This is a genomic window from Tardiphaga sp. 619_E2_N8_4 (assembly GCF_051810905.1).
GTDB lineage: Bacteria > Pseudomonadota > Alphaproteobacteria > Rhizobiales > Xanthobacteraceae > Tardiphaga > Tardiphaga robiniae.
In genome coordinates this window covers 2206988-2224536 of record NZ_JBPWQJ010000001.1, presented here as the reverse complement: position 1 = coordinate 2224536, position 17549 = coordinate 2206988, and the positions used below count along the sequence as shown (strand labels likewise).

Sequence of the window (17549 nt, the reverse complement as noted above, 5' to 3'; positions counted from 1 at the left end):
TGAGATTCCTTTTGCCCTCATCTCCGATACTGAATCGCCAGGCGCTCTATCTCCGGCCCGATGCGTCCCGAGTCATCGTACGGCCGTTTAAACCTGCGACGGAGCCACGCGATCTCAATCCGACAGATAAAACGCGCGCCAATCATATTGTCGACCGGATTCTTGCGCTCAGTCCCGAGCAGGCAGAGCATCAGTTGGCCGACGTGCTTGAAAACTTTCTGGGCCGCCACCGGAATCTGCTTCAGACATTCGAGGCCCGCGCTGACGAAATGGAAGATGCATTCCACGGCCATAGCCGGTTCACGACGATTCAGCGTCAGCTAGTCGGCGCCTATTTCCTGAGTGAATACTCGTTTGAAGCATCGGCACTCTTCAATCCGAGCATCGTGCCTCACCCCGATCAATCGGGAACGACGGCCGGCGCCCTGCGCTTCATCCTCAGCCTGCGCGCCGTCGGAGAAGGCCATGTGTCATCCCTGACATTTCGCACGGGCCTTGTGGATACCGACGGAACCGTGAGCATCGATCCGACCGCACGCCTCGCATCAAATCCAGCAGTTCAACACCTCGGGTCTGGGCCTGGCGGCGAGGATGTCGCCGTCACGTTTCGTAGCAGCGAGGATATCAGCGAGCGGGTCATTTTTCCGATTACGGAGTCGCAATCGAACGGCATCGAGGATGCGCGCTTCGTGAAATTCGAGCATTCCGAGCGAACAGTCTACTACGCGACTTACACGGCCTATAGCGGCAGGACGATCCGCTCGGAGATCATCGAGACGTCCGACTTCGTCACGTTTCGCTTTTCAGCCCTCAGAGGTAGCGCATCACATAACAAGGGCATGGCACTTTTCCCCCGGAAAATCGACGGGCGGTTCGCGATGATCGCGCGGCAAGACAATGAAAACCTCTACCTGATCTATTCGGATGATCTTTATACATGGGATGGCGGCACGCCGATCCTGAAGCCGGCCGCCCCTTGGGAGTTCATTCAAATCGGCAACTGCGGCTCACCTATCGAATTAGATGAGGGCTGGCTATTGCTGACCCACGGAGTCGGCCCGGTCCGCAAGTATTCGATAGGAGCAGCACTGCTCGACAAAAACGACCCGACGAAGGTGCTGGGGCGCCTGGACGAACCGCTCCTTCGACCTGCGCCGTCCGAGCGCGAAGGATATGTGCCGAACGTCGTCTATACATGCGGCGCAATGCGGCATGGCGATCAAATTATCTTCCCGTATGCGATTTCGGACAGTTACTCGAACATCGCGACGATCGATATAAGAAGCCTGCTCGCAGCGATGGACAAATAAGAGCTGGCTTAGCTTTACCGTAAAGGCAATTGGATGTGGCTTCTCAGCACGACCAGCTCGTCCGTGGCCGGCATCTTTCACCAAACGGCAAGTAGAACTTTTGGGAGACGCACAGTGACCGGTGAAAAATCAAGGGCGCTCGTTCTCGGAACGACAGTCTTTTGGAAGAACGATAAAAATGACTTTGGCACCGTCATCGCCAAGGACTGGAGTAGCGTCACGGTCAAATGGGATAGCCGCGCCAGCCAGACAATCATGCACAACGATATGGATAGCTGCACGGCAGCTTGAATTTACTTGGCCCAAACGAGCATTCCTGACCATCATTCGCGAAAGCCGACGCGACACCAACCGGCCGCTGAAATCATCGCGAAACGCCCGCCGGGACAAGTCCGACGGGCTGCCAGTTATGTGGTCATTTGGCCGACAGCCGGGCGCCACCAGACTTGCGGCGCCAGGCAAAAGAGGCCCGATCAGCCAACCCGAAGGTTTTCTGCCGACGTCTTGCCACGGTTGGCCACTTCCTCAAAGCTGACCTTGGCCCCTTCATTCAAAGTGCTCAGCCCCGCCTTCTCGACGGCCGAGATGTGAACAAAGACGTCTTTGCTGCCATCGTCCGGCTGGATAAAGCCGAAGCCCTTCGTCGCATTGAACCATTTTACTACGCCAGTGGTCACTTCAGTTCTCCCGGTTGTCTCTCAACGATAGCAACCCTGAATTCAGGAAGGAGTCAATCAAGCAAACTTCCATCTCCTGAATTGATGCGGCTGTCGGCTGCCAGGACGACGGGTGGCGGTCGTCCGCCCGCGATGCCACGATGCGACAGCGGCTTTAGGCAACATAATCTCCGGGAGACCCAACCGACGTGCTAATGTCACCGAAGCCCAGTGCGGGCGGAGGACCAAACCATGGCCAAAGGCGAACAACGGAACAATCGCGAAGTAAAGAAGCCCAAGAAGGACAAGGCTAAGACGATCGCAGCAGCTCCGACCATGAAGGGGCTGATGCACCCCGAGGCGGAAAAGCCCCGAAAGAAATAGTCGAACAGAGCGCATCGCCAGCATAGCTGCAGCATCTGAGGTCACGGGCACCCGACGCATGATCCATGCGCTCGATAGCGCTACCGCGTTCGCGGGTGATCGAGAACCAGAAAATTCAATCAAAATGTCCAATCCCCTTCCGGGGCGCTCCGACGCGCATCGGCGATCATGCCAGATGGAGCAATCATGACACATGAAGACCTGGAACTGATCCGTGAGATCGTCCTGCACGGCGGCGCAAAATATACGGCTGGCAATATCGATCGCAGCAAATACCAGCGCCTTGTCGATCTCGGGTGGCTATCGCCCCTCATCATGAACAAGACAGACATTGCCTATGAGACGACAAAAGCAGGCGAAGTGGCAGCGAGCTGACCCAGCACCCGGGGAGCGGCTCTAGCCCCGCGCGACGATTTTTCCGGTCGCGAACTGTTCCAAAGCGTAGAGCGCACTTTCCTCATACGTCGCACCCGGCAGCGGTTCTGCGACTACGATCAACTGGCCAATGGTCAATTGAACCATGCCATCCAGGATGTCGTAACTGGCTTCGTACGTCACGCCTGCCAATACCAGTTCGACATAGCCGTGCCAGAAGCCCTTCAACTCCGACTCCCAACCAGATCGATAAACGTCTGAAGTTCTGCAGAAAAGCGCTCGGCCTGCCTGGCATCCAGCCATAGTTTTATCGTCGACGTCGCCGACAGGACAAAGGCAACCCCGAAACCGCCCGCATTTGGCACACACAGCGCCGACCAGCTGTCAGCTTCGCTCACGATCTTCCGTTCGTTGGGAGTTCCCGTTTCCAGGACGTGATTGATTTGGATCTTAAGCTCGATTGCATCGTCGAACGACAGGGAAATCTCCTCTCCGCTGAAGTTCAGAATTAGCCAGCAATCTTTTTGCTTGGATTTGACGTCGGAGGTGAAATTGAAGGCCATGGTGGAACCATGCGCCTATGCCCGTGACGGTCAATCAAATTCGTCGCGACACTATGCGACTTGATGCACAGCCCTTCCGTAATCGCCTAGCTGCCTGCCAATCGGGAGCAAGTTTCATGTGGCAGCCAAGGTCTGCACGCTTTAACTGGACGTTGCGGCCTCGCGTTTGAGTCGCACTGAGGCGCAGACAAAGGGGCGATCAAATGGGCGACGGGTGGCAACCAATCAGCACCGCACCGAAGGACGATGAAAGGATCATCGTTGCGGGTGGAACATGGATACGCGGAAACAAGGACAAGCTGTCTCAGACATTTCCATGCCTCGTCATCTGGGACGAAACCGAGTGGCTCATTTGCGACAATGAAGGGCCGCGGGCGCTCATACGGGGTCCCAAAATCTGGATGGCAATCCCGCCCGCTGACTTGCCTTCAGCATCGGAATTGCTGAAGACGATCTGACGCATTTCATTAACCATACGATGCTACCCGTCCTGTAGCGCGGGTCTTGTCGAGCGTACCGCGCCAACTCTGGAGTCGCAGATGCAGGTCATCGAAATCACGGACCTCGTCGAGGCCAGGCGCGCTCGTCTGGCTCAATATCACGGGCTGCCGCGCGCACTTCAGCTGAACGGTCAAACAGTCACGGGATCGGTGAGATCCGTCGTGATGGATGCATCGGCAGCAAAGTGGACTGTAAAGCTCGTTGCAACGCCACCTGTCGTCGACAGAAAATATCGTCTGCGCCGCTCCGCCTAGAGCCGGACGCAGACCCGCACGACGACATCCGACTTTCTTCACCTACGCCATACCGCGGTCGCATGTATCCGTAGGCCCCCTATTCTCCTGAACCAGCCACCCAAGGCACGGGCAGTCCAGCGGATTGACCTCAGCGATTCCGGCGGCAAATCAGAACCTTCGAATTAGGTCGACTTCCGAACATAAAGGGCATCTACTGCACCGCATCATCGGCCCTCCTTAGGCATTCACCGGTGACAGAGAGTTCGGTCGCGCTCCCGCCCAATGTCTCGGGACTGCCATGCCTACCTCCGAATGTACTTTGGAATCGCAACAGCACAGGTCCGGACGGTGAAGGCTTCTCACCTTGAAGCTGAGCACGCCGCGATGATCGCGCTTGCGGCAGCTGCTCAACTCCCTCACGGAGACGAGCGAACGCTTGCCATGCGAAAAGCCGGACAACTGCAACTAATCGCAGATGCGAGGAAGCATCGGCTACAGAAACCGGAAGCGACACAATTCGTGCTTCCAAAATAATATCCTCCATTCGTAATTTCCGACCGGAAGCGTAAGATCTAAAGATCATCGCAAGAACCACGGCTTCTACCGGCGTCTGTGAGCACTGTTTCCCCCTCAACAAGGGGTGGCCATATCAGAGCGTTGGACGATCAATTCCGGGATCGGCCTCTGCCTTTGGTACTACTGTCCCTCCTCTTAGCTCTTCTTAATTGTTGCCGCGTCGTTATTCAGCAGGGCTAAATCACCTCCGGTCAGAACGCGTCATAATCTGCGTGACGCCAAATCCTCGATTGAACGGAAGCAGATCTTGCACGATCTCAACTTGAGAGGGTTTCTCAATGTCAGAGCTGGAATTCAGTGCCGTGAATGACCTTCAACACACGCCGCAGCACGCCAGATGTAACGAGCAGTCCGAATATGATGCGGCGGTCGAGGTTGCTGCGAAGGCAATCAGAAAGACCTGGGATACGATGGGCGACATGCCATCACCGCTTTACGAAGATGAAGCGCGGCAACTCGGTAGAGCAGCACTCGATGCCATTATCGCTTCGCAACCAGTCATTCGGACGACCACATGACCTCCATCAGGCTGGCAGACACGCAGCATCTGACGACGGCCTGTCCATGAACGTCGCGCGTGCTGCTCGGTACAGACGTTTGGCAGCCGCCCAAAGCAGTCCCGAGGTGTACCGGCTACTTATGCTTCTTGCCGACGAAGCCGAAAAAGGAATCCTCTGCATCTCAGCCTTCAAACACCGACGTCCACCCCACATTGTCGCAAAATCAACGTGAACCGCGTGCGCGGCACGTAGTCATCGCGTCGGACAACATCAGCTTTATTTCTTCCACCACTGCAAGGACATGAACCGTTGAATTGGCTACCTATAGACACCGCACCACAAGACGGAACGCCAATATTCCTGGCTGGCGGATACGATGACAATTCGGATCATGCCATGGAATCCGAGGCGGAAAAAATGCGAACCGCTTGCCGCGCATGGTGGAACGACGGCGACTGGATTATTACCCTTGCTGAAGCAGGATGCGTCAACGTCACCCGGATTGATCCCACGCACTGGGCGCCTATTGAAGAACCGCGCTAGCCCAGCAAGATCGGATTGCCTTGCGGGCAAGACCGCGTTGCGGCACTTCTAACAATCAGTCAAACAGAGGCTCAGAGTAAAATCCTGCTGCCAGGACCTCGAAAAGCGCTGCGTTTCCATCATACCGAGCCTTCCATCGCGTGCTGCTGAAGCCACTGTTGAACAGATCACCATCGTCCTGCACCTGCCATTCCCAGAAAAGCAGGGGATGTGGAGTGACTGTGACTTCCAGGTTTGGTTGGCGATACATAGCCACCATGTCGAGCCTCACTTTCGAAACAGCATTTACAAAAGGTCGCTTCCTGCCTGTTTATCTGAAGGCGCCGCGCGCTGTTCTGCAGCGATCGGGGCGCTTGCTCTTGACAGATGACGGGCGGAGCGCCTCTCATTCTGCAGTGATGATGACACCATCGAACCAGCCATCGATGACATTCACCATGCGCTCCTGAGTCGTCGCGTCAATCCAATTTACAGCGGGCCTCCACCAATCCGTCGGCCCATATATCCGCCGTGCCCGGATTGACGTAGCTGATTATCCGCCATCCATCCTGCGAGGCTAAACACGATGCGTGTCGCGATGTTAGCGCCTATATCCTGGCGAACTCCTCCCCGGCATTACGGCCCGTGGGAACTCGTGACGAGCTTGCTGACGGAGGCACTGCTCTTGCGGGGAGTTGACGTCACACTGTTTGCCACGAAGGACAGTTTGACATCGGGAAATCTCGCAGGTGTCGTGCCGGCACCATACTCTGAGGACCCGTCGCTCGACGCCAAGGCGTGGGAACTCCTGCATGTTGCAAATGTCTTCGAGCGCGCCAGCAAATTCGACATCATCCACAATCAGGCAGATTTTGTACCGCTGGGCTTCTCTCGCCTTGTGGACACGCCAGTCGTCACAACCATTCACGGCTTTTCATCAGCCCGTATCGTTCCGGTTTTCAAGGAATATGAGGATCGCGTCCATTATGTCGCAATCAGCGATGCCAATCGCCATCCCGACCTTCGCTATGCGGCAACGATCCATCACGGCATTCCGATCGACGATTTTCCCTTCGATCCGCTTGGCAGCGACGACCTTCTATTCTTCGGTCGCATTCATCCCGATAAAGGGGCTGCGGAAGCGATAGCAACTGCCGAAGCGGTTGGCCGCCACCTCATCATGGCCGGTATCGTTCAGGATGCGGACTATCATCGACGTCATGTGGTGCCAGCACTGGGAAGGTCCGCGACTTATCTCGGTTCGGTCGGAGGTCTGGAGCGGACACGCGTTCTGGGATCCGCACGGGCATTGCTTCACCTGATCAATTTCGACGAACCATTCGGGTTATCAGTTGTTGAGGCGCTTGCCTGCGGAACACCGGTGATCGCGCGTAACCGCGGATCGATGCCCGAATTGATCACAGATGGCGTGACAGGTTTCCTGGTCAATAGCGCCCTCGAAGCTGTTCAAGCCGTTGAGCGCATTGGTGAACTGGATAGATGCGCCTGCCGGGCGGCGGTTTCTGAGCACTTTACCGTCGATAGAATGGCAGATCGCTACCTGGCTCTATACCAATCTATCCTGGGCTAACCGACGGAGAACCGCAGCGAGAGCGAGATCGCCTCAGGCTGTTTGCCGCCCTCGTCCACATACATTGAACACATAGACGTCGTAATGTTTCTGGAGTTCGGGCTTTCGCCGAACTTTATGGATCCAAACATGATTGCTATTTCGACACAGGTTCAGGCGCCTGATGACTTTCAGCGCGTGGCGTTCGACATAAGACACGGCAACCGCCGAATTGCGTGTACCCTGACGACCAAGTTTCCAACCAAAGATCAGGCCAAAAGGTACTTCCACGCCAACAGGCCGCTGATCGAAAAACTGGCGCGCGAGCAGATGGAACTGGTTGCAGCCAACGACGGTGAGATCAAGCTGGTGATGATTTAAGAGTCGCCCGCCATACTTGCCGTTTCTGCGAAACTAAAGGCCTGATCTGATCTTCAGGGTTGGCTCAAACGATGACGCAAGGGAATACCCACTATGGCGAAGTCGCTGCTTTCCAGACACGACCTCGAACATGCGGCATTGCTGCAAATCCGCAGCTGCTACGGGTGCGAAGATGTCACGGCCGTGATCATTGACGAGATCGCAGACCCTCGCTTTGAGACGAACTGGGGCATTCTCTCACTTCACCGCGCAGCCGACGTGCAATTGAGGCTCACTGCAGAGCTCAATACAGTCCGCGCGATTGACGGCACGCAAGAAAGATTGCGCAAGCTCTACAACCTCAAGACCAACTGAGCTCGCCTAACTTCTGGTGAAGCGCATAGTCCAGATCGACGGGGAGCGGTTCCGCCGCCCCAGGGCGAATTCCGTCGGGGGCCACCGCCTTTTCAGGAGCGTGCCTGGCAACGCATTTTTGATCTCCTCGCGACACGCATCATCGACCAGCAGAATGTTCCCTTGCATGACGCGTGATAGGCAATCCCAGGATTATGTCGACTTCGGATGTAAAAATCGCTAGGTTCCTTCACATCACCTCGGTACGATAGGCGCTCGGTGACTGAGGGCCGTGTGTGCTCCCGCCTTGATGGGAGCAGCTTAGGTGTCATCATCTCGAGATAAGACCAACGTGCTTGTCGTCGAAGACGAGATGGTGCTGCGTATGCGAGCGGTCGACATCGTTGAGGATGCGGGATTTACGGCCGTCGAAGCGACGAACGCCGATCAAGCCATCAGCGTGCTTGAGGCGCGATCCGACATTTCGCTCTTGTTTTCGGACATCCAGATGCCCGGTAGTATGGATGGATTGAAGCTTGCTCATGCGGTCCATGAACGCTGGCCACAGATCAAGATCATCCTGGTATCCGGCCAGATAACCCCCTCAAGCGACGAGAAACCGGAGAACAGCCGCTTTTTTGGTAAGCCCATCGACAGCAAGGAAATGATCGCCGAACTGCAAGACATGATCGGTGCAGGCACCCTTGAGGTCGTTTCTGGCCAGGCAGGTTTGACCGTCAATCCGACGCGGCCAAGCCAGTCTGTCGCGGAAGAGACACTGACGGCCGAGAACGACAGCTTAAGACTATTGCTGGAACAGGCTGGAATAGATGCCAAGCTGTTGCTCGCGCAGGCCGGCATAGACGCCAAGGAGCGGGAAGCAGCCGACAAGCTGCAAAAGCTTGTGCTCGGCGAATTGCACCACCGCATCAAGAATACCCTCGCAACTGTAAGTGCGATCGCTTCACAAAGCCTTCGGACCGCCACCAGCGTTCAGCATGCGCAGCAAGCCATCGAGGGGCGGCTTCTTGCGCTCGGTCGAGCTCATGACCTCTTGATGCAAGTCAGTTGGGCGAGTGCCGGACTCGAGATGACAATCCGTAATGCCACCGAGCCCTATGACAACAAGGGAGTTGGCCGCTTCGCTGTCTCAGGACCCGAAGTAGATATGGGGTCGGGCGCAGTTATCGCCCTAGCGATGACACTCAACGAACTTTGCACCAACGCCACCAAGTTCGGAGCGCTTTCGGACCCGAGTGGCATTGTTAAGGTCGACTGGACGATCGACCAGGCGTCGCAGCAACTGACCTTGAGCTGGATCGAAAGCGGCGGCGCGCTGGTCAATCCGCCCGTCCGCCGCAGCTTTGGCACACGCATGATGGAATCGCTCGGACGGCAACTGAACGGCACTGTGCGTTTGGCTTATCCACCATCAGGCTTCATCTACACTCTGGAAGTACCGATAGCCTCGCTGAACAAATGAGCCAGTGGACGGCTTGTTTGGCTCAATCTGTGGAGATGGGCCCGCATTTGAGGGTTTCTTTCAAACGAGAGGGTCCCTAGGTGGCAAAACCGGTCCCAGTAGCTGTCCAATTCCCGAAAGTCTCCGGCTAGCACCGCGCTGCTAGGAGACCAAGGGTCACCAAAATAGACCTCGACTAGTCGGCAGCGTGTTCGGTCGGGTGCCATTACCCGCCAGGACCGTTCGAGAACACCCGGCTCGCGAGCACATCCGAAGCCTCCAGTGACATGATGTCGTCGACGCTCAGCACGCGGTCGAGATCGGCGACAAGCCGATTGGCCTGGCGCAGTCGCATGCGGTCGAGCGCGTTGCGGATCGAACGGGCGTTGGAGAACAGCGGCTGGGTCTTGCGCAGCGCGATGTAGCGGACGAACGCTGCGCGCGCATCGGCGCTGAATTTGTAGTTCATATCCCCGAGCATCAATTCGGAAATGGCGAGCAATTCGTCGTCGGCATAGTCGGGGAAATCGATGTGGTGGGCGATGCGCGAGCGGAAACCGGGATTGCTGCCGAAGAACTTGTCCATGCGGTCGCCATAGCCGGCGAGGATCACCACCAGATCCTCGCGCTGCGATTCCATCACCTGCAGCAGGATCTCGATCGCTTCCTGGCCGTAATCGCGCTCATTATCAGGCCGATGCAAGTAGTAGGCCTCGTCAATGAACAACACGCCGCCCATCGCCTTCTTCAGGATCTCCTTCGTCTTCGGCGCGGTATGGCCGATATATTGCCCGACCAGTTCGTCGCGCGTCACCGACACCACCTGCCCTCGCCGCACGAAACCCAGTTTATGCAGGATGCTGGCGATGCGCAGCGCCACCGTAGTCTTGCCGGTGCCAGGATTGCCAGTGAACGACATGTGCAGCGTCGGGTTGCCCGACGCCAAGTCCATGCGCTTGCGGATGCGTTCGATCAGCAGCAGCGAAGCAATCTCGCGAATCCGCGTTTTTACCGGTTTCAGCCCGATCAATTCGCGATCGAGCAGATCGAGCACCTCGCCGATGCCGACCTCGTCGAACTCACGGCGCAGATCGACCTGCGTCGTGGGCGACACGTCGCCGGCGCTATCAACCACCGTCAGCGTGCTCACGACCCACCGTAGCGTTGGCCCTCGGGTCGATCGACGGCATAGGATTTGGTCGTATAGCGGATGTTGCGGCCTTCCACCTCATGCCGCTCGAGCCGGAAGCCTGGCTCTTCCTTCGGACGATTGACGATGAAGGAGAGCCGCACCGATTCCCAGCCATGGCTGGAATCGAATGCCGACAACCGGATGTAGCGATCGCCATACACCTTGCGACATTCGGTCAGTTCCATCAGCACGCCAGCGGCGTCGCGCAGATCGAACATCGGCAGGCCCCACATTTCCCAGAAATTGTTGCGGGGATGCGGATCGTCGGTGAATTCGATGTTCACGGCCCAGCCATTGGCGAGGCAATACTGCACCTGTTTTGAAATCTGTTCATCAGTGAGATCGGGCAGGAACGAGAAGCAGCCCTGGGTAATGCGCATGATCGTACTCCTTACAGCGAGACGCTGGCGGTGGGGGCGTAGTCGGGCATGTCAGTGGATTCATAGTTGAAGGTGACGTTCTTCCATGTCTCCAGCGCCGCCTTCAGCGGTGTGCAGGTCATCGCCGCCTTGGCAAGAATCTCCTCGCCTTCATGCAGGTAGTCGCGACCTTCGTTGCGAGCGAGGATCATCGCTTCCAACGCGACACGGTTGGCGGTGGCGCCGGCCTGGATACCCATCGGATGGCCGATGGTGCCGCCACCGAACTGCAGGATGACGTCTTCGCCAAGGTGATCGAGCAACTGATGCATCTGGCCGGCATGGATGCCGCCCGACGCGACCGGCATCATCTTGTTGAGGCTGGCCCAGTTTTGCTCGAAGAACACGCCGTGTTCGAGCCGCATCGGATTGTAGTCTTCGCGGCAGATGTCGTAATAGCCGCGCGTCGTCGCCGGATCGCCTTCGAGCTTGCCGACGACTGTCCCGGCATGGATATGATCGACGCCGGCGAGCCGCATCCATTTGGCAATGACGCGGAACGAGACCCCGTGATTGCGCTGCCGCGTATAGGTCGAATGCCCCGCGCGGTGCAGATGCAGGATCATGTCGTTCTTGCGCGCCCATTTCGCCATCGACTGGATCGCGGTGTAGCCGATGACGAGGTCGATCATGATGATGACAGAGCCGAGCTGCTTGGCGAATTCGGCGCGTTCGTACATGTCCTCCATGGTGCCGGCGGTGACGTTGAGATAGGTGCCCTTGATCTCGCCGGACGCCGCCTGCGCCTTGTTGACCGCCTCCATGCAATAGAGAAAGCGTTCGCGCCAGTGCATGAAGGGCTGCGAGTTGATGTTCTCGTCGTCCTTGGTGAAGTCGAGCCCGCCCTTCAGCGCCTCGTAGACGACGCGGCCGTAGTTGCGACCAGATAGACCCAACTTCGGCTTCACAGTCGCGCCAAGCAGTGGGCGGCCGAACTTATCCATACGCTCTCGTTCGACCACGATGCCGGTGGCCGGGCCCTGGAACGTCTTCACATAGGCGACCGGAAGCCGCATGTCTTCCAGCCGCAAAGCCTTCAGCGGCTTGAAGCCGAACACGTTGCCGATGATCGAGGCCGACAGGTTGGCGATCGAGCCGTTCTCGAACAGGTCGAGATCGTAAGCGATATAGGCAAAGTACTGGCCGGGCGAATTCGGCACTGGATCGACCCGAAAACACTTGGCGCGGTATTTTTCAGCAGCCGTGAGGCGGTCGGTCCACACCACGGTCCAGGTCGCGGTCGAGGATTCGCCGGCGACTGCTGCCGAAGCCTCGATCGGATCGACGCCGTCCTGCGGCGTCACCCGGAACAATGCGATGATGTCGGTGTCCTTGGGTACATAATCGGGCTCCCAATAGCCCATCTTCCTGTATTCCATGACGCCGGACTTGTAGCGATCCTTGCCGCGGATCGTGATCGAAGCATGTTCATTCATGGTGGCCTCCTCGTTTGGATCCGGCGTCACCGGATGGAATAAGGTCTGTTCACTCGGCAGCTTGCGCGACGTTGCCGATCTTCGGGTCGAGCGCGCCACTGCGATAGCGCTTCGCCATTTCGGCCAGCGGAATCACCTTGATCTTTGCGGCGTGACCCGCGGTGCCGAATTGTTCGAAGCGTTCGCGGCAGAGGTCGCGCATCGCGTCCATCGCCGGTTTCAGAAATTTTCGCGGATCGAATTCGCTTCTGGTTTGCGCGGCAACCTTCCGGAAGGCGGAGGTCATTGCGAGGCGGCAGTCGGTGTCGATATTGACCTTGCGGACGCCGTGTTTGATGCCGCGTACAATTTCCTCGACCGGCACGCCCCAGGTCTGCGGCATCTCGCCACCAAATTGATTGAAGATATCCTGCAGACGCTGCGGCACCGATGACGATCCGTGCATCACCAGATGCGTATTCGGCAGCCGGCGGTGAATTTCTTCGACGACCGTCATGGCGAGAATGTCGCCGTCCGGCTTGCGCGAGAATTTGTAGGCGCCGTGTGAAGTCCCCATCGCGATCGCCAGCGCATCAACCTTGGTGGCACGGACGAAATCGACGGCTTGATCCGGATCGGTGAGCAACTGGTCGTGGCTGACCTGGCCCTCGACACCGTGGCCGTCCTCCTGCTCGCCGCCGCCATGCTCCAATGAACCGAGCACACCGAGTTCGCCTTCGACGGAGGCGCCGATCCAGTGCGCGATATCAACGACGCGACGCGTGATGTTGACGTTGTAGTCGTAGTCAGCAGCAGTCTTGGCGTCGGCCTTCAGCGAGCCGTCCATCATGACCGAGGTAAAGCCATGCTGTAGTGCGGTAGCGCAGGTGGACTCTTCGTTGCCGTGATCCTGGTGCAGGCACAGCGGGATCTCCGGATGCATCTCCTCCAGCGCATCGATCATCCTCGCCAGCATGATGTCGTTGGCGTAGGAGCGCGCGCCGCGCGAAGCCTGGAGGATGACCGGCGCGTCGACCTCGGCGGCGGCCTCCATGATCGCCAGACCCTGCTCCATGTTGTTGATGTTGAAGGCCGGCACGCCGTAGCCATGTTCGGCGGCGTGATCGAGCAGTTGCCTCAGTGTAATGCGTGCCATAGGTCCTCCATTTCGTTGTCTTGTCCCGAACAACTCAGTCGGCGGCAGCGATGCGCGAGCGGGCAATGCAGCGCATCGCCGCCGTTGCGACCGCCGCGGCGGTGATACCGAATTCGCGATACAGATCATCCGCAGGCGCCGAGGCCCCGAATCCGGTCATGCCAACGAACTCACCGCCATCGCCGAGCCAGCGCGCCCAGTCGCCTTCGATCGCGGCCTCGACACCGACGCGCGGAGCACTGCCGAGAATTGCCGCCCGATAGTCGCCGGGCTGTTGCCGGAACAGATCGAAACACGGCGCCGACACCACCGCGGCGCGGATGCCGTCATCGGCAAGCAGCTTGGCCGCAACAATCGCGATCGACACTTCGGAGCCGGTCGCCATCAGGGTGACGTCGCGACCACCTTCCGGCTCGATGACGACATAGGCACCACGCCCGACCCGATTGGTGGAATCGATGCCCTCGCGGAACACAGGCAGCGCCTGACGCGACAGGCAAAGCACCGACGGCGCATGCGGCGTCCGCAACGCGCAATCCCAGGCCTCGGCGGTCTCGACGGCGTCGCCGGGACGGAACACCAGCAGATTTGGAATCGCGCGCAGGGAAGCCAGGTGCTCGACCGGCTGATGGGTCGGGCCGTCCTCGCCAAGCCCGATCGAGTCGTGCGTCATCACGTGAATGACGCGGATGCCCATCAACGCGGCCAGCCGGATCGCGGGGCGGCTGTAATCGGCAAAGCACAGGAAGGTGCCGCCATAGGGAATTAGGCCGCCATGCAAAGCGACGCCGTTCATCGCCGCAGCCATGGCATGCTCGCGCACGCCGTAATGAACGTAGCTGCCGTCGAAGGCATCGTGCTGGATCGGCGCCTGCATCCTGGCGCGCGTGAGGTTCGAATGGGTGAGGTCAGCCGATCCGCCGAGCAGATTCGGCAGGGCATCGGCAATAACGTCGATGACGAGTTGCGAGGCCTGCCGGGTGGCGATCTTCGGCCGCTCCTGCAAGAAATGGGCGCGAATCTTGGCCAGCGCATTCTCGTATCCGCTGGAAAGCTGGCCCTTCAGCGCGTCCTGAAAGTAGTCCCGCACAGCGCTGTCCAGACGTGCAACGCGCCCCGCCCATTCCGCATGCGCCGTCTGTCCGCGCGCGCCGACCGCGCGCCATTGTCGCGCCAACGCATCGGGAACGTGGAACGGTGCGTGTGGCCAGTGCAGCGCGTCGCGCGTCTTCGCGATCTCGTCCGCACCCAGTGGCGCGCCATGCGCCTTCTCACTGCCTTGCCGATTCGGCGCGCCGAAGCCGATCACCGTGCGGCACGCGATCAGCGACGGGCGGTCGTTGTCGCGCGCCTGTGCAATGGCCGCGGCCACGGCCTCGGGATCATGGCCGTTGACGCGGCTGGCCGACCATCCCGATGCAGCGAAGCGCGCAAGCTGATCGTCCGAACACGACAGCGAGGTCGCGCCGTCGATCGAGATCTGGTTGTCGTCGAACAGCACGATCAGACGATTGAGCCGCAGATGTCCCGCCAGCGAGATCGCCTCGTGGCTGAGGCCCTCCATCAAGCAGCCGTCGCCGGCGATCACGTAAGTGTAGTGATCGACGAGACCGTCGCCGAAACGCGCATTCATCAGGCGTTCGGCCAAGGCCATGCCGACCGCCGTGGCGATGCCCTGGCCGAGCGGGCCGGTGGTCGTCTCGACGCCCGCGGTGTGGCCGTATTCGGGATGGCCCGGTGTCTTCGAGCCCCATTGCCGGAACGACTGTAACTGATCGAGCGTCACCTCCGCCGATCCGGTCAGATGCAGCAGTGCGTAGAGCAGCATCGAGCCGTGGCCGGCGGACAAGATGAAGCGGTCGCGGTCTGGCCAGGACGGATCGGCGGCATCGAATTTGAGGAAGCGCGAGAACAGCACCGTCGCCGCATCAGCCATACCCATCGGCATGCCGGGATGGCCCGACTTCGCCTTTTCCACCGCATCGATCGCAAGAAAGCGAATCGCATTCGCCATATCCGCGTGCGGAACGGTCGCTTGATCCATCTGGGGAGCGGGACTCTGAATATTCATACCGTGCGCCTTTTGCGTTCCATCAATTGCAGGATCAGCGGGGTGAGGATGAGCTGCATCGCCAGATCCAGCTTCGAACCGTGGATCACGATCGAGTTGGCGCGCGACATGAAGCTGTTGGGGATCATCGACAGCAGATAAGGAAAATCGATGCCGCGCGGATTCTTCAACCGGATCACCACCATCGATTCATCCGGCGTCGGAATCCACCGCGCGATGAAAGGGTTCGAGGTGTCGACCGTCGGCACGCGCTGGAAATTGATGTCGGTCTCGGCGAATTGCGGGCAGATGTAGTTCACATAGTCCGGCATCCGTCGCAGGATAGTGTCGGTGACGGCTTCCTGCGTGTAACCGCGATCTTTGCGGTCGCGATGCAGCTTCTGGATCCACTCCAGATTGATGACGGGAACGACGCCGACCTTGAGGTCAGCATGCTGGGCAATATTGACCTTGTCGGTCACCACAGCGCCATGCAGGCCTTCGTAAAATAGCAGGTCGGACTTGTCCGGCAGCGGACCCCATTCGGTAAAGGTCCCCGGTGCCGCCCCATATAATTTGGCTTCGTCCTCGTCGTGCACGTAATGACGGGCGGTGCCGGTGCCGGATTCGCCGTAGTCGCGGAAGACTTTCTCCAGCTCCTCGAACAGGTTGGTTTCCGGGCTGAAGTGGCTGAAATGCTTGTTGCCCTTCTCGCCTTCCTCCAGCATCTTCGTGCGCATCTCGACGCGGTTGTAGCGATGAAACGCATCGCCCTCGATATAGGCGGCGGCGACTTTCTCGCGACGGAAAATGTTCTCGAACGTCTTTTTCACCGAGGTGGTGCCAGCGCCCGACGAACCAGTGATCGATATGATGGGATAGCTGCGCGACATTTTGCTCTGCCCCCGGCTCAGCGAAACAGGCCGCGCCGCGCAAACAGCGGCGCGTCGCTATTGTCGAACATCGGCTCGATTCCTTCGTGAATGGCGGCAACGTCGCGAACGCCGCGCATCGAGCCCATGATCAGCGGCACGCGCTGGTGCGGCGTTCGCGCCGAGACTTCGAGGATGCGGCGACGGCCGGTGGTTGCGGAGCCTCCGGCCCATTCCATGACCAACGCCATCGGATGTGCTTCGTATAAAAGACGTAGGCGCCCTTCGCGGTATCCAGGGCGCGCGTCGGCCGGATAAAGGAACACGCCGCCACGGACGAGAATGCGAAGTGACTCGGCGACCAGCGAGCCGATCCAGCGCATGTTGAAATCAGCACCGCCGTTGCCGCCAATGCCGGCCAGGCATTCGTCGATATAGGTCCGCACCGGACCGTGCCAGTGCCGCCGGTTCGACGCGTTGATGGCGAATTCCGGCGTATTGGGCGCAATCCTGACGCCTTGTGCGACAAGCAGAAATTCACGTGCGCGGCGGTCGAGAATAAAGATATCGACGCGCCCGTTGTGCGCCAGCACCAACGTGGTCTGGGGACCGTAGACCACGAAGCCCGCGGCGCATTGGGCTGTGCCGGGCTCGAAGAAGGTGGAAACCACATCGTTACCGCGCGGACGGATCGAGAAGATGGTGCCGACCGAGATGTTGTTCTCAAGATTGGCGGAGCCATCCAGCGGATCGATCGCGACACAGAGCGGCGCGGCGACATCGAGGATTTCGGGCAATTCTGCCTCTTCCGACAGAATCGCGGCGACGGGGGTCACGAGCAGCGCGCGGCGCATTATCCTGTCCGCGACAAGATCGATGTCCTTCTGCGCATCGCCGTCGGAATTCACGCCGCTGAGACGACCGGTAATGCCGGCCAGCGGGCCGTCGGCAATAAGGTCGGCAAGTTCGATGGATGCGGCGGCGATTCCCTCGATCACGGCGGCGATCGCAAGCCGGTTTGGCGTCTTCGCCCCCGCGCGATCGAGATGCGAACGCAATGTCACGCGTTCATCCAT

The 17549-nt window shown here is 58.9% G+C and carries 21 protein-coding genes; 11 read left to right on the top strand and 10 right to left on the bottom strand.

The window, feature by feature from the left end:
• The first annotated feature begins 11 nt into the window (after positions 1–11).
• Positions 12–1310 (top strand): glycoside hydrolase family 130 protein, encoded by a 1299-nt coding sequence (locus AB8A23_RS10575; protein ID WP_120286999.1) that lies wholly within the window; start codon positions 12–14, stop codon positions 1308–1310.
• Positions 1311–1424: 114 nt separating this feature from the next.
• Positions 1425–1601, top strand: a complete 177-nt coding sequence (locus AB8A23_RS10570; RefSeq protein WP_158596714.1) for a hypothetical protein — start codon at positions 1425–1427, stop codon at positions 1599–1601.
• A 182-nt stretch (positions 1602–1783) separates the two neighbouring features.
• On the opposite strand, the gene AB8A23_RS10565 is transcribed toward AB8A23_RS10570, so the two are convergent.
• A complete protein-coding gene (locus AB8A23_RS10565) occupies positions 1784–1987 on the bottom strand; it encodes a cold-shock protein (RefSeq protein WP_068734860.1) in 204 nt (67 codons plus the stop codon).
• Between the two features lie 231 nt (positions 1988–2218).
• Between AB8A23_RS10565 and AB8A23_RS10560 the strand changes: the two genes are divergently transcribed.
• Positions 2219–2350, top strand: a complete 132-nt coding sequence (locus AB8A23_RS10560; RefSeq protein WP_256461247.1) for a hypothetical protein — start codon at positions 2219–2221, stop codon at positions 2348–2350.
• 186 nt (positions 2351–2536) lie between these two features.
• Positions 2537–2725, top strand: a complete 189-nt coding sequence (locus tag AB8A23_RS10555) for a hypothetical protein (protein ID WP_093756915.1) — start codon at positions 2537–2539, stop codon at positions 2723–2725.
• 21 nt (positions 2726–2746) lie between these two features.
• On the opposite strand, the gene AB8A23_RS10550 is transcribed toward AB8A23_RS10555, so the two are convergent.
• A complete protein-coding gene (locus tag AB8A23_RS10550; RefSeq protein ID WP_089266057.1) occupies positions 2747–2953 on the bottom strand; it encodes a hypothetical protein in 207 nt (68 codons plus the stop codon).
• Positions 2950–3288 carry a hypothetical protein gene (locus tag AB8A23_RS10545; RefSeq protein WP_068734854.1) on the bottom strand — a complete coding sequence of 113 codons (339 nt, stop codon included), beginning with the start codon at positions 3286–3288 and terminating at the stop codon, positions 2950–2952. The genes AB8A23_RS10550 and AB8A23_RS10545 overlap by 4 nt, the downstream gene beginning before the upstream one ends.
• A 539-nt stretch (positions 3289–3827) precedes the next feature.
• On the opposite strand from AB8A23_RS10545, the gene AB8A23_RS10540 reads away from it, so the two are divergent.
• The 7 genes from AB8A23_RS10540 (at position 3828) to AB8A23_RS10510 (ending at position 9390) form a co-directional block, all read left to right on the top strand.
• A complete protein-coding gene (locus AB8A23_RS10540) occupies positions 3828–4043 on the top strand; it encodes a hypothetical protein (protein WP_147421564.1) in 216 nt (71 codons plus the stop codon).
• Positions 4044–4879: 836 nt separating this feature from the next.
• Positions 4880–5119 (top strand): hypothetical protein, encoded by a 240-nt coding sequence (locus AB8A23_RS10535; RefSeq protein WP_093756916.1) that lies wholly within the window; start codon positions 4880–4882, stop codon positions 5117–5119.
• Positions 5120–5497: 378 nt separating this feature from the next.
• A complete protein-coding gene (locus tag AB8A23_RS10530) occupies positions 5498–5644 on the top strand; it encodes a hypothetical protein (protein WP_158596715.1) in 147 nt (48 codons plus the stop codon).
• A gap of 634 nt (positions 5645–6278) precedes the next feature.
• A complete protein-coding gene (locus AB8A23_RS10525; protein WP_439059815.1) occupies positions 6279–7214 on the top strand; it encodes a glycosyltransferase family 4 protein in 936 nt (311 codons plus the stop codon).
• Positions 7215–7298: 84 nt separating this feature from the next.
• Complete coding sequence (locus AB8A23_RS10520) at positions 7299–7574, top strand: hypothetical protein (protein ID WP_439059816.1); 276 nt, start codon at positions 7299–7301, stop codon at positions 7572–7574.
• Between the two features lie 93 nt (positions 7575–7667).
• Positions 7668–7928, top strand: coding sequence for a hypothetical protein (locus tag AB8A23_RS10515; protein ID WP_089266051.1), 261 nt, complete (start codon positions 7668–7670; stop codon positions 7926–7928).
• A 331-nt stretch (positions 7929–8259) separates the two neighbouring features.
• Positions 8260–9390, top strand: a complete 1131-nt coding sequence (locus tag AB8A23_RS10510; RefSeq protein WP_309943611.1) for a sensor histidine kinase — start codon at positions 8260–8262, stop codon at positions 9388–9390.
• A 205-nt stretch (positions 9391–9595) separates the two neighbouring features.
• On the opposite strand, the gene cbbX is transcribed toward AB8A23_RS10510, so the two are convergent.
• From cbbX to AB8A23_RS10475, 7 genes are read right to left on the bottom strand one after another with little or no spacing between them, the layout of a single operon-like run.
• Entirely contained in the window at positions 9596–10510 is a 915-nt protein-coding gene (gene cbbX, locus AB8A23_RS10505) for a CbbX protein (RefSeq protein ID WP_120287981.1), read from the bottom strand.
• A gap of 5 nt (positions 10511–10515) precedes the next feature.
• Positions 10516–10941, bottom strand: coding sequence for a ribulose bisphosphate carboxylase small subunit (locus AB8A23_RS10500; protein WP_068729086.1), 426 nt, complete (start codon positions 10939–10941; stop codon positions 10516–10518).
• 11 nt (positions 10942–10952) lie between these two features.
• On the bottom strand, positions 10953–12416 hold the full coding sequence (locus AB8A23_RS10495) for a form I ribulose bisphosphate carboxylase large subunit (RefSeq protein WP_120287982.1): 1464 nt from the start codon (positions 12414–12416) through the stop codon (positions 10953–10955).
• Positions 12417–12465: 49 nt separating this feature from the next.
• Positions 12466–13551 (bottom strand): class II fructose-bisphosphate aldolase, encoded by a 1086-nt coding sequence (gene fba / locus AB8A23_RS10490; RefSeq protein ID WP_120287003.1) that lies wholly within the window; start codon positions 13549–13551, stop codon positions 12466–12468.
• A gap of 34 nt (positions 13552–13585) precedes the next feature.
• A complete protein-coding gene (gene tkt, locus AB8A23_RS10485) occupies positions 13586–15565 on the bottom strand; it encodes a transketolase (RefSeq protein ID WP_439059817.1) in 1980 nt (659 codons plus the stop codon).
• A gap of 53 nt (positions 15566–15618) precedes the next feature.
• Positions 15619–16494 carry a phosphoribulokinase gene (locus tag AB8A23_RS10480; protein WP_093757257.1) on the bottom strand — a complete coding sequence of 292 codons (876 nt, stop codon included), beginning with the start codon at positions 16492–16494 and terminating at the stop codon, positions 15619–15621.
• Between the two features lie 17 nt (positions 16495–16511).
• Positions 16512–17549, bottom strand: a complete 1038-nt coding sequence (locus AB8A23_RS10475) for a class 1 fructose-bisphosphatase (RefSeq protein ID WP_120287005.1) — start codon at positions 17547–17549, stop codon at positions 16512–16514.

Bases quoted from the DNA above. Each gene is read 5' to 3' on its own strand.
- AB8A23_RS10560 (WP_256461247.1), top strand. From the start codon at position 2,219: ATGGCCAAAGGCGAACAACGGAACAATCGCGAAGTAAAGAAGCCCAAG.
- AB8A23_RS10555 (WP_093756915.1), top strand. From the start codon at position 2,537: ATGACACATGAAGACCTGGAACTGATCCGTGAGATCGTCCTGCACGGC.
- AB8A23_RS10545 (WP_068734854.1), bottom strand. From the start codon at position 3,288: ATGGCCTTCAATTTCACCTCCGACGTCAAATCCAAGCAAAAAGATTGC.
- AB8A23_RS10540 (WP_147421564.1), top strand. From the start codon at position 3,828: ATGCAGGTCATCGAAATCACGGACCTCGTCGAGGCCAGGCGCGCTCGT.
- AB8A23_RS10535 (WP_093756916.1), top strand. From the start codon at position 4,880: ATGTCAGAGCTGGAATTCAGTGCCGTGAATGACCTTCAACACACGCCG.
- AB8A23_RS10530 (WP_158596715.1), top strand. From the start codon at position 5,498: ATGGAATCCGAGGCGGAAAAAATGCGAACCGCTTGCCGCGCATGGTGG.
- AB8A23_RS10520 (WP_439059816.1), top strand. From the start codon at position 7,299: ATGTTTCTGGAGTTCGGGCTTTCGCCGAACTTTATGGATCCAAACATG.
- AB8A23_RS10515 (WP_089266051.1), top strand. From the start codon at position 7,668: ATGGCGAAGTCGCTGCTTTCCAGACACGACCTCGAACATGCGGCATTG.
- AB8A23_RS10500 (WP_068729086.1), bottom strand. From the start codon at position 10,941: ATGCGCATTACCCAGGGCTGCTTCTCGTTCCTGCCCGATCTCACTGAT.
- AB8A23_RS10495 (WP_120287982.1), bottom strand. From the start codon at position 12,416: ATGAATGAACATGCTTCGATCACGATCCGCGGCAAGGATCGCTACAAG.
- fba (WP_120287003.1), bottom strand. From the start codon at position 13,551: ATGGCACGCATTACACTGAGGCAACTGCTCGATCACGCCGCCGAACAT.
- tkt (WP_439059817.1), bottom strand. From the start codon at position 15,565: ATGGCGAATGCGATTCGCTTTCTTGCGATCGATGCGGTGGAAAAGGCG.
- AB8A23_RS10480 (WP_093757257.1), bottom strand. From the start codon at position 16,494: ATGTCGCGCAGCTATCCCATCATATCGATCACTGGTTCGTCGGGCGCT.
- AB8A23_RS10475 (WP_120287005.1), bottom strand. From the start codon at position 17,549: ATGGATGAACGCGTGACATTGCGTTCGCATCTCGATCGCGCGGGGGCG.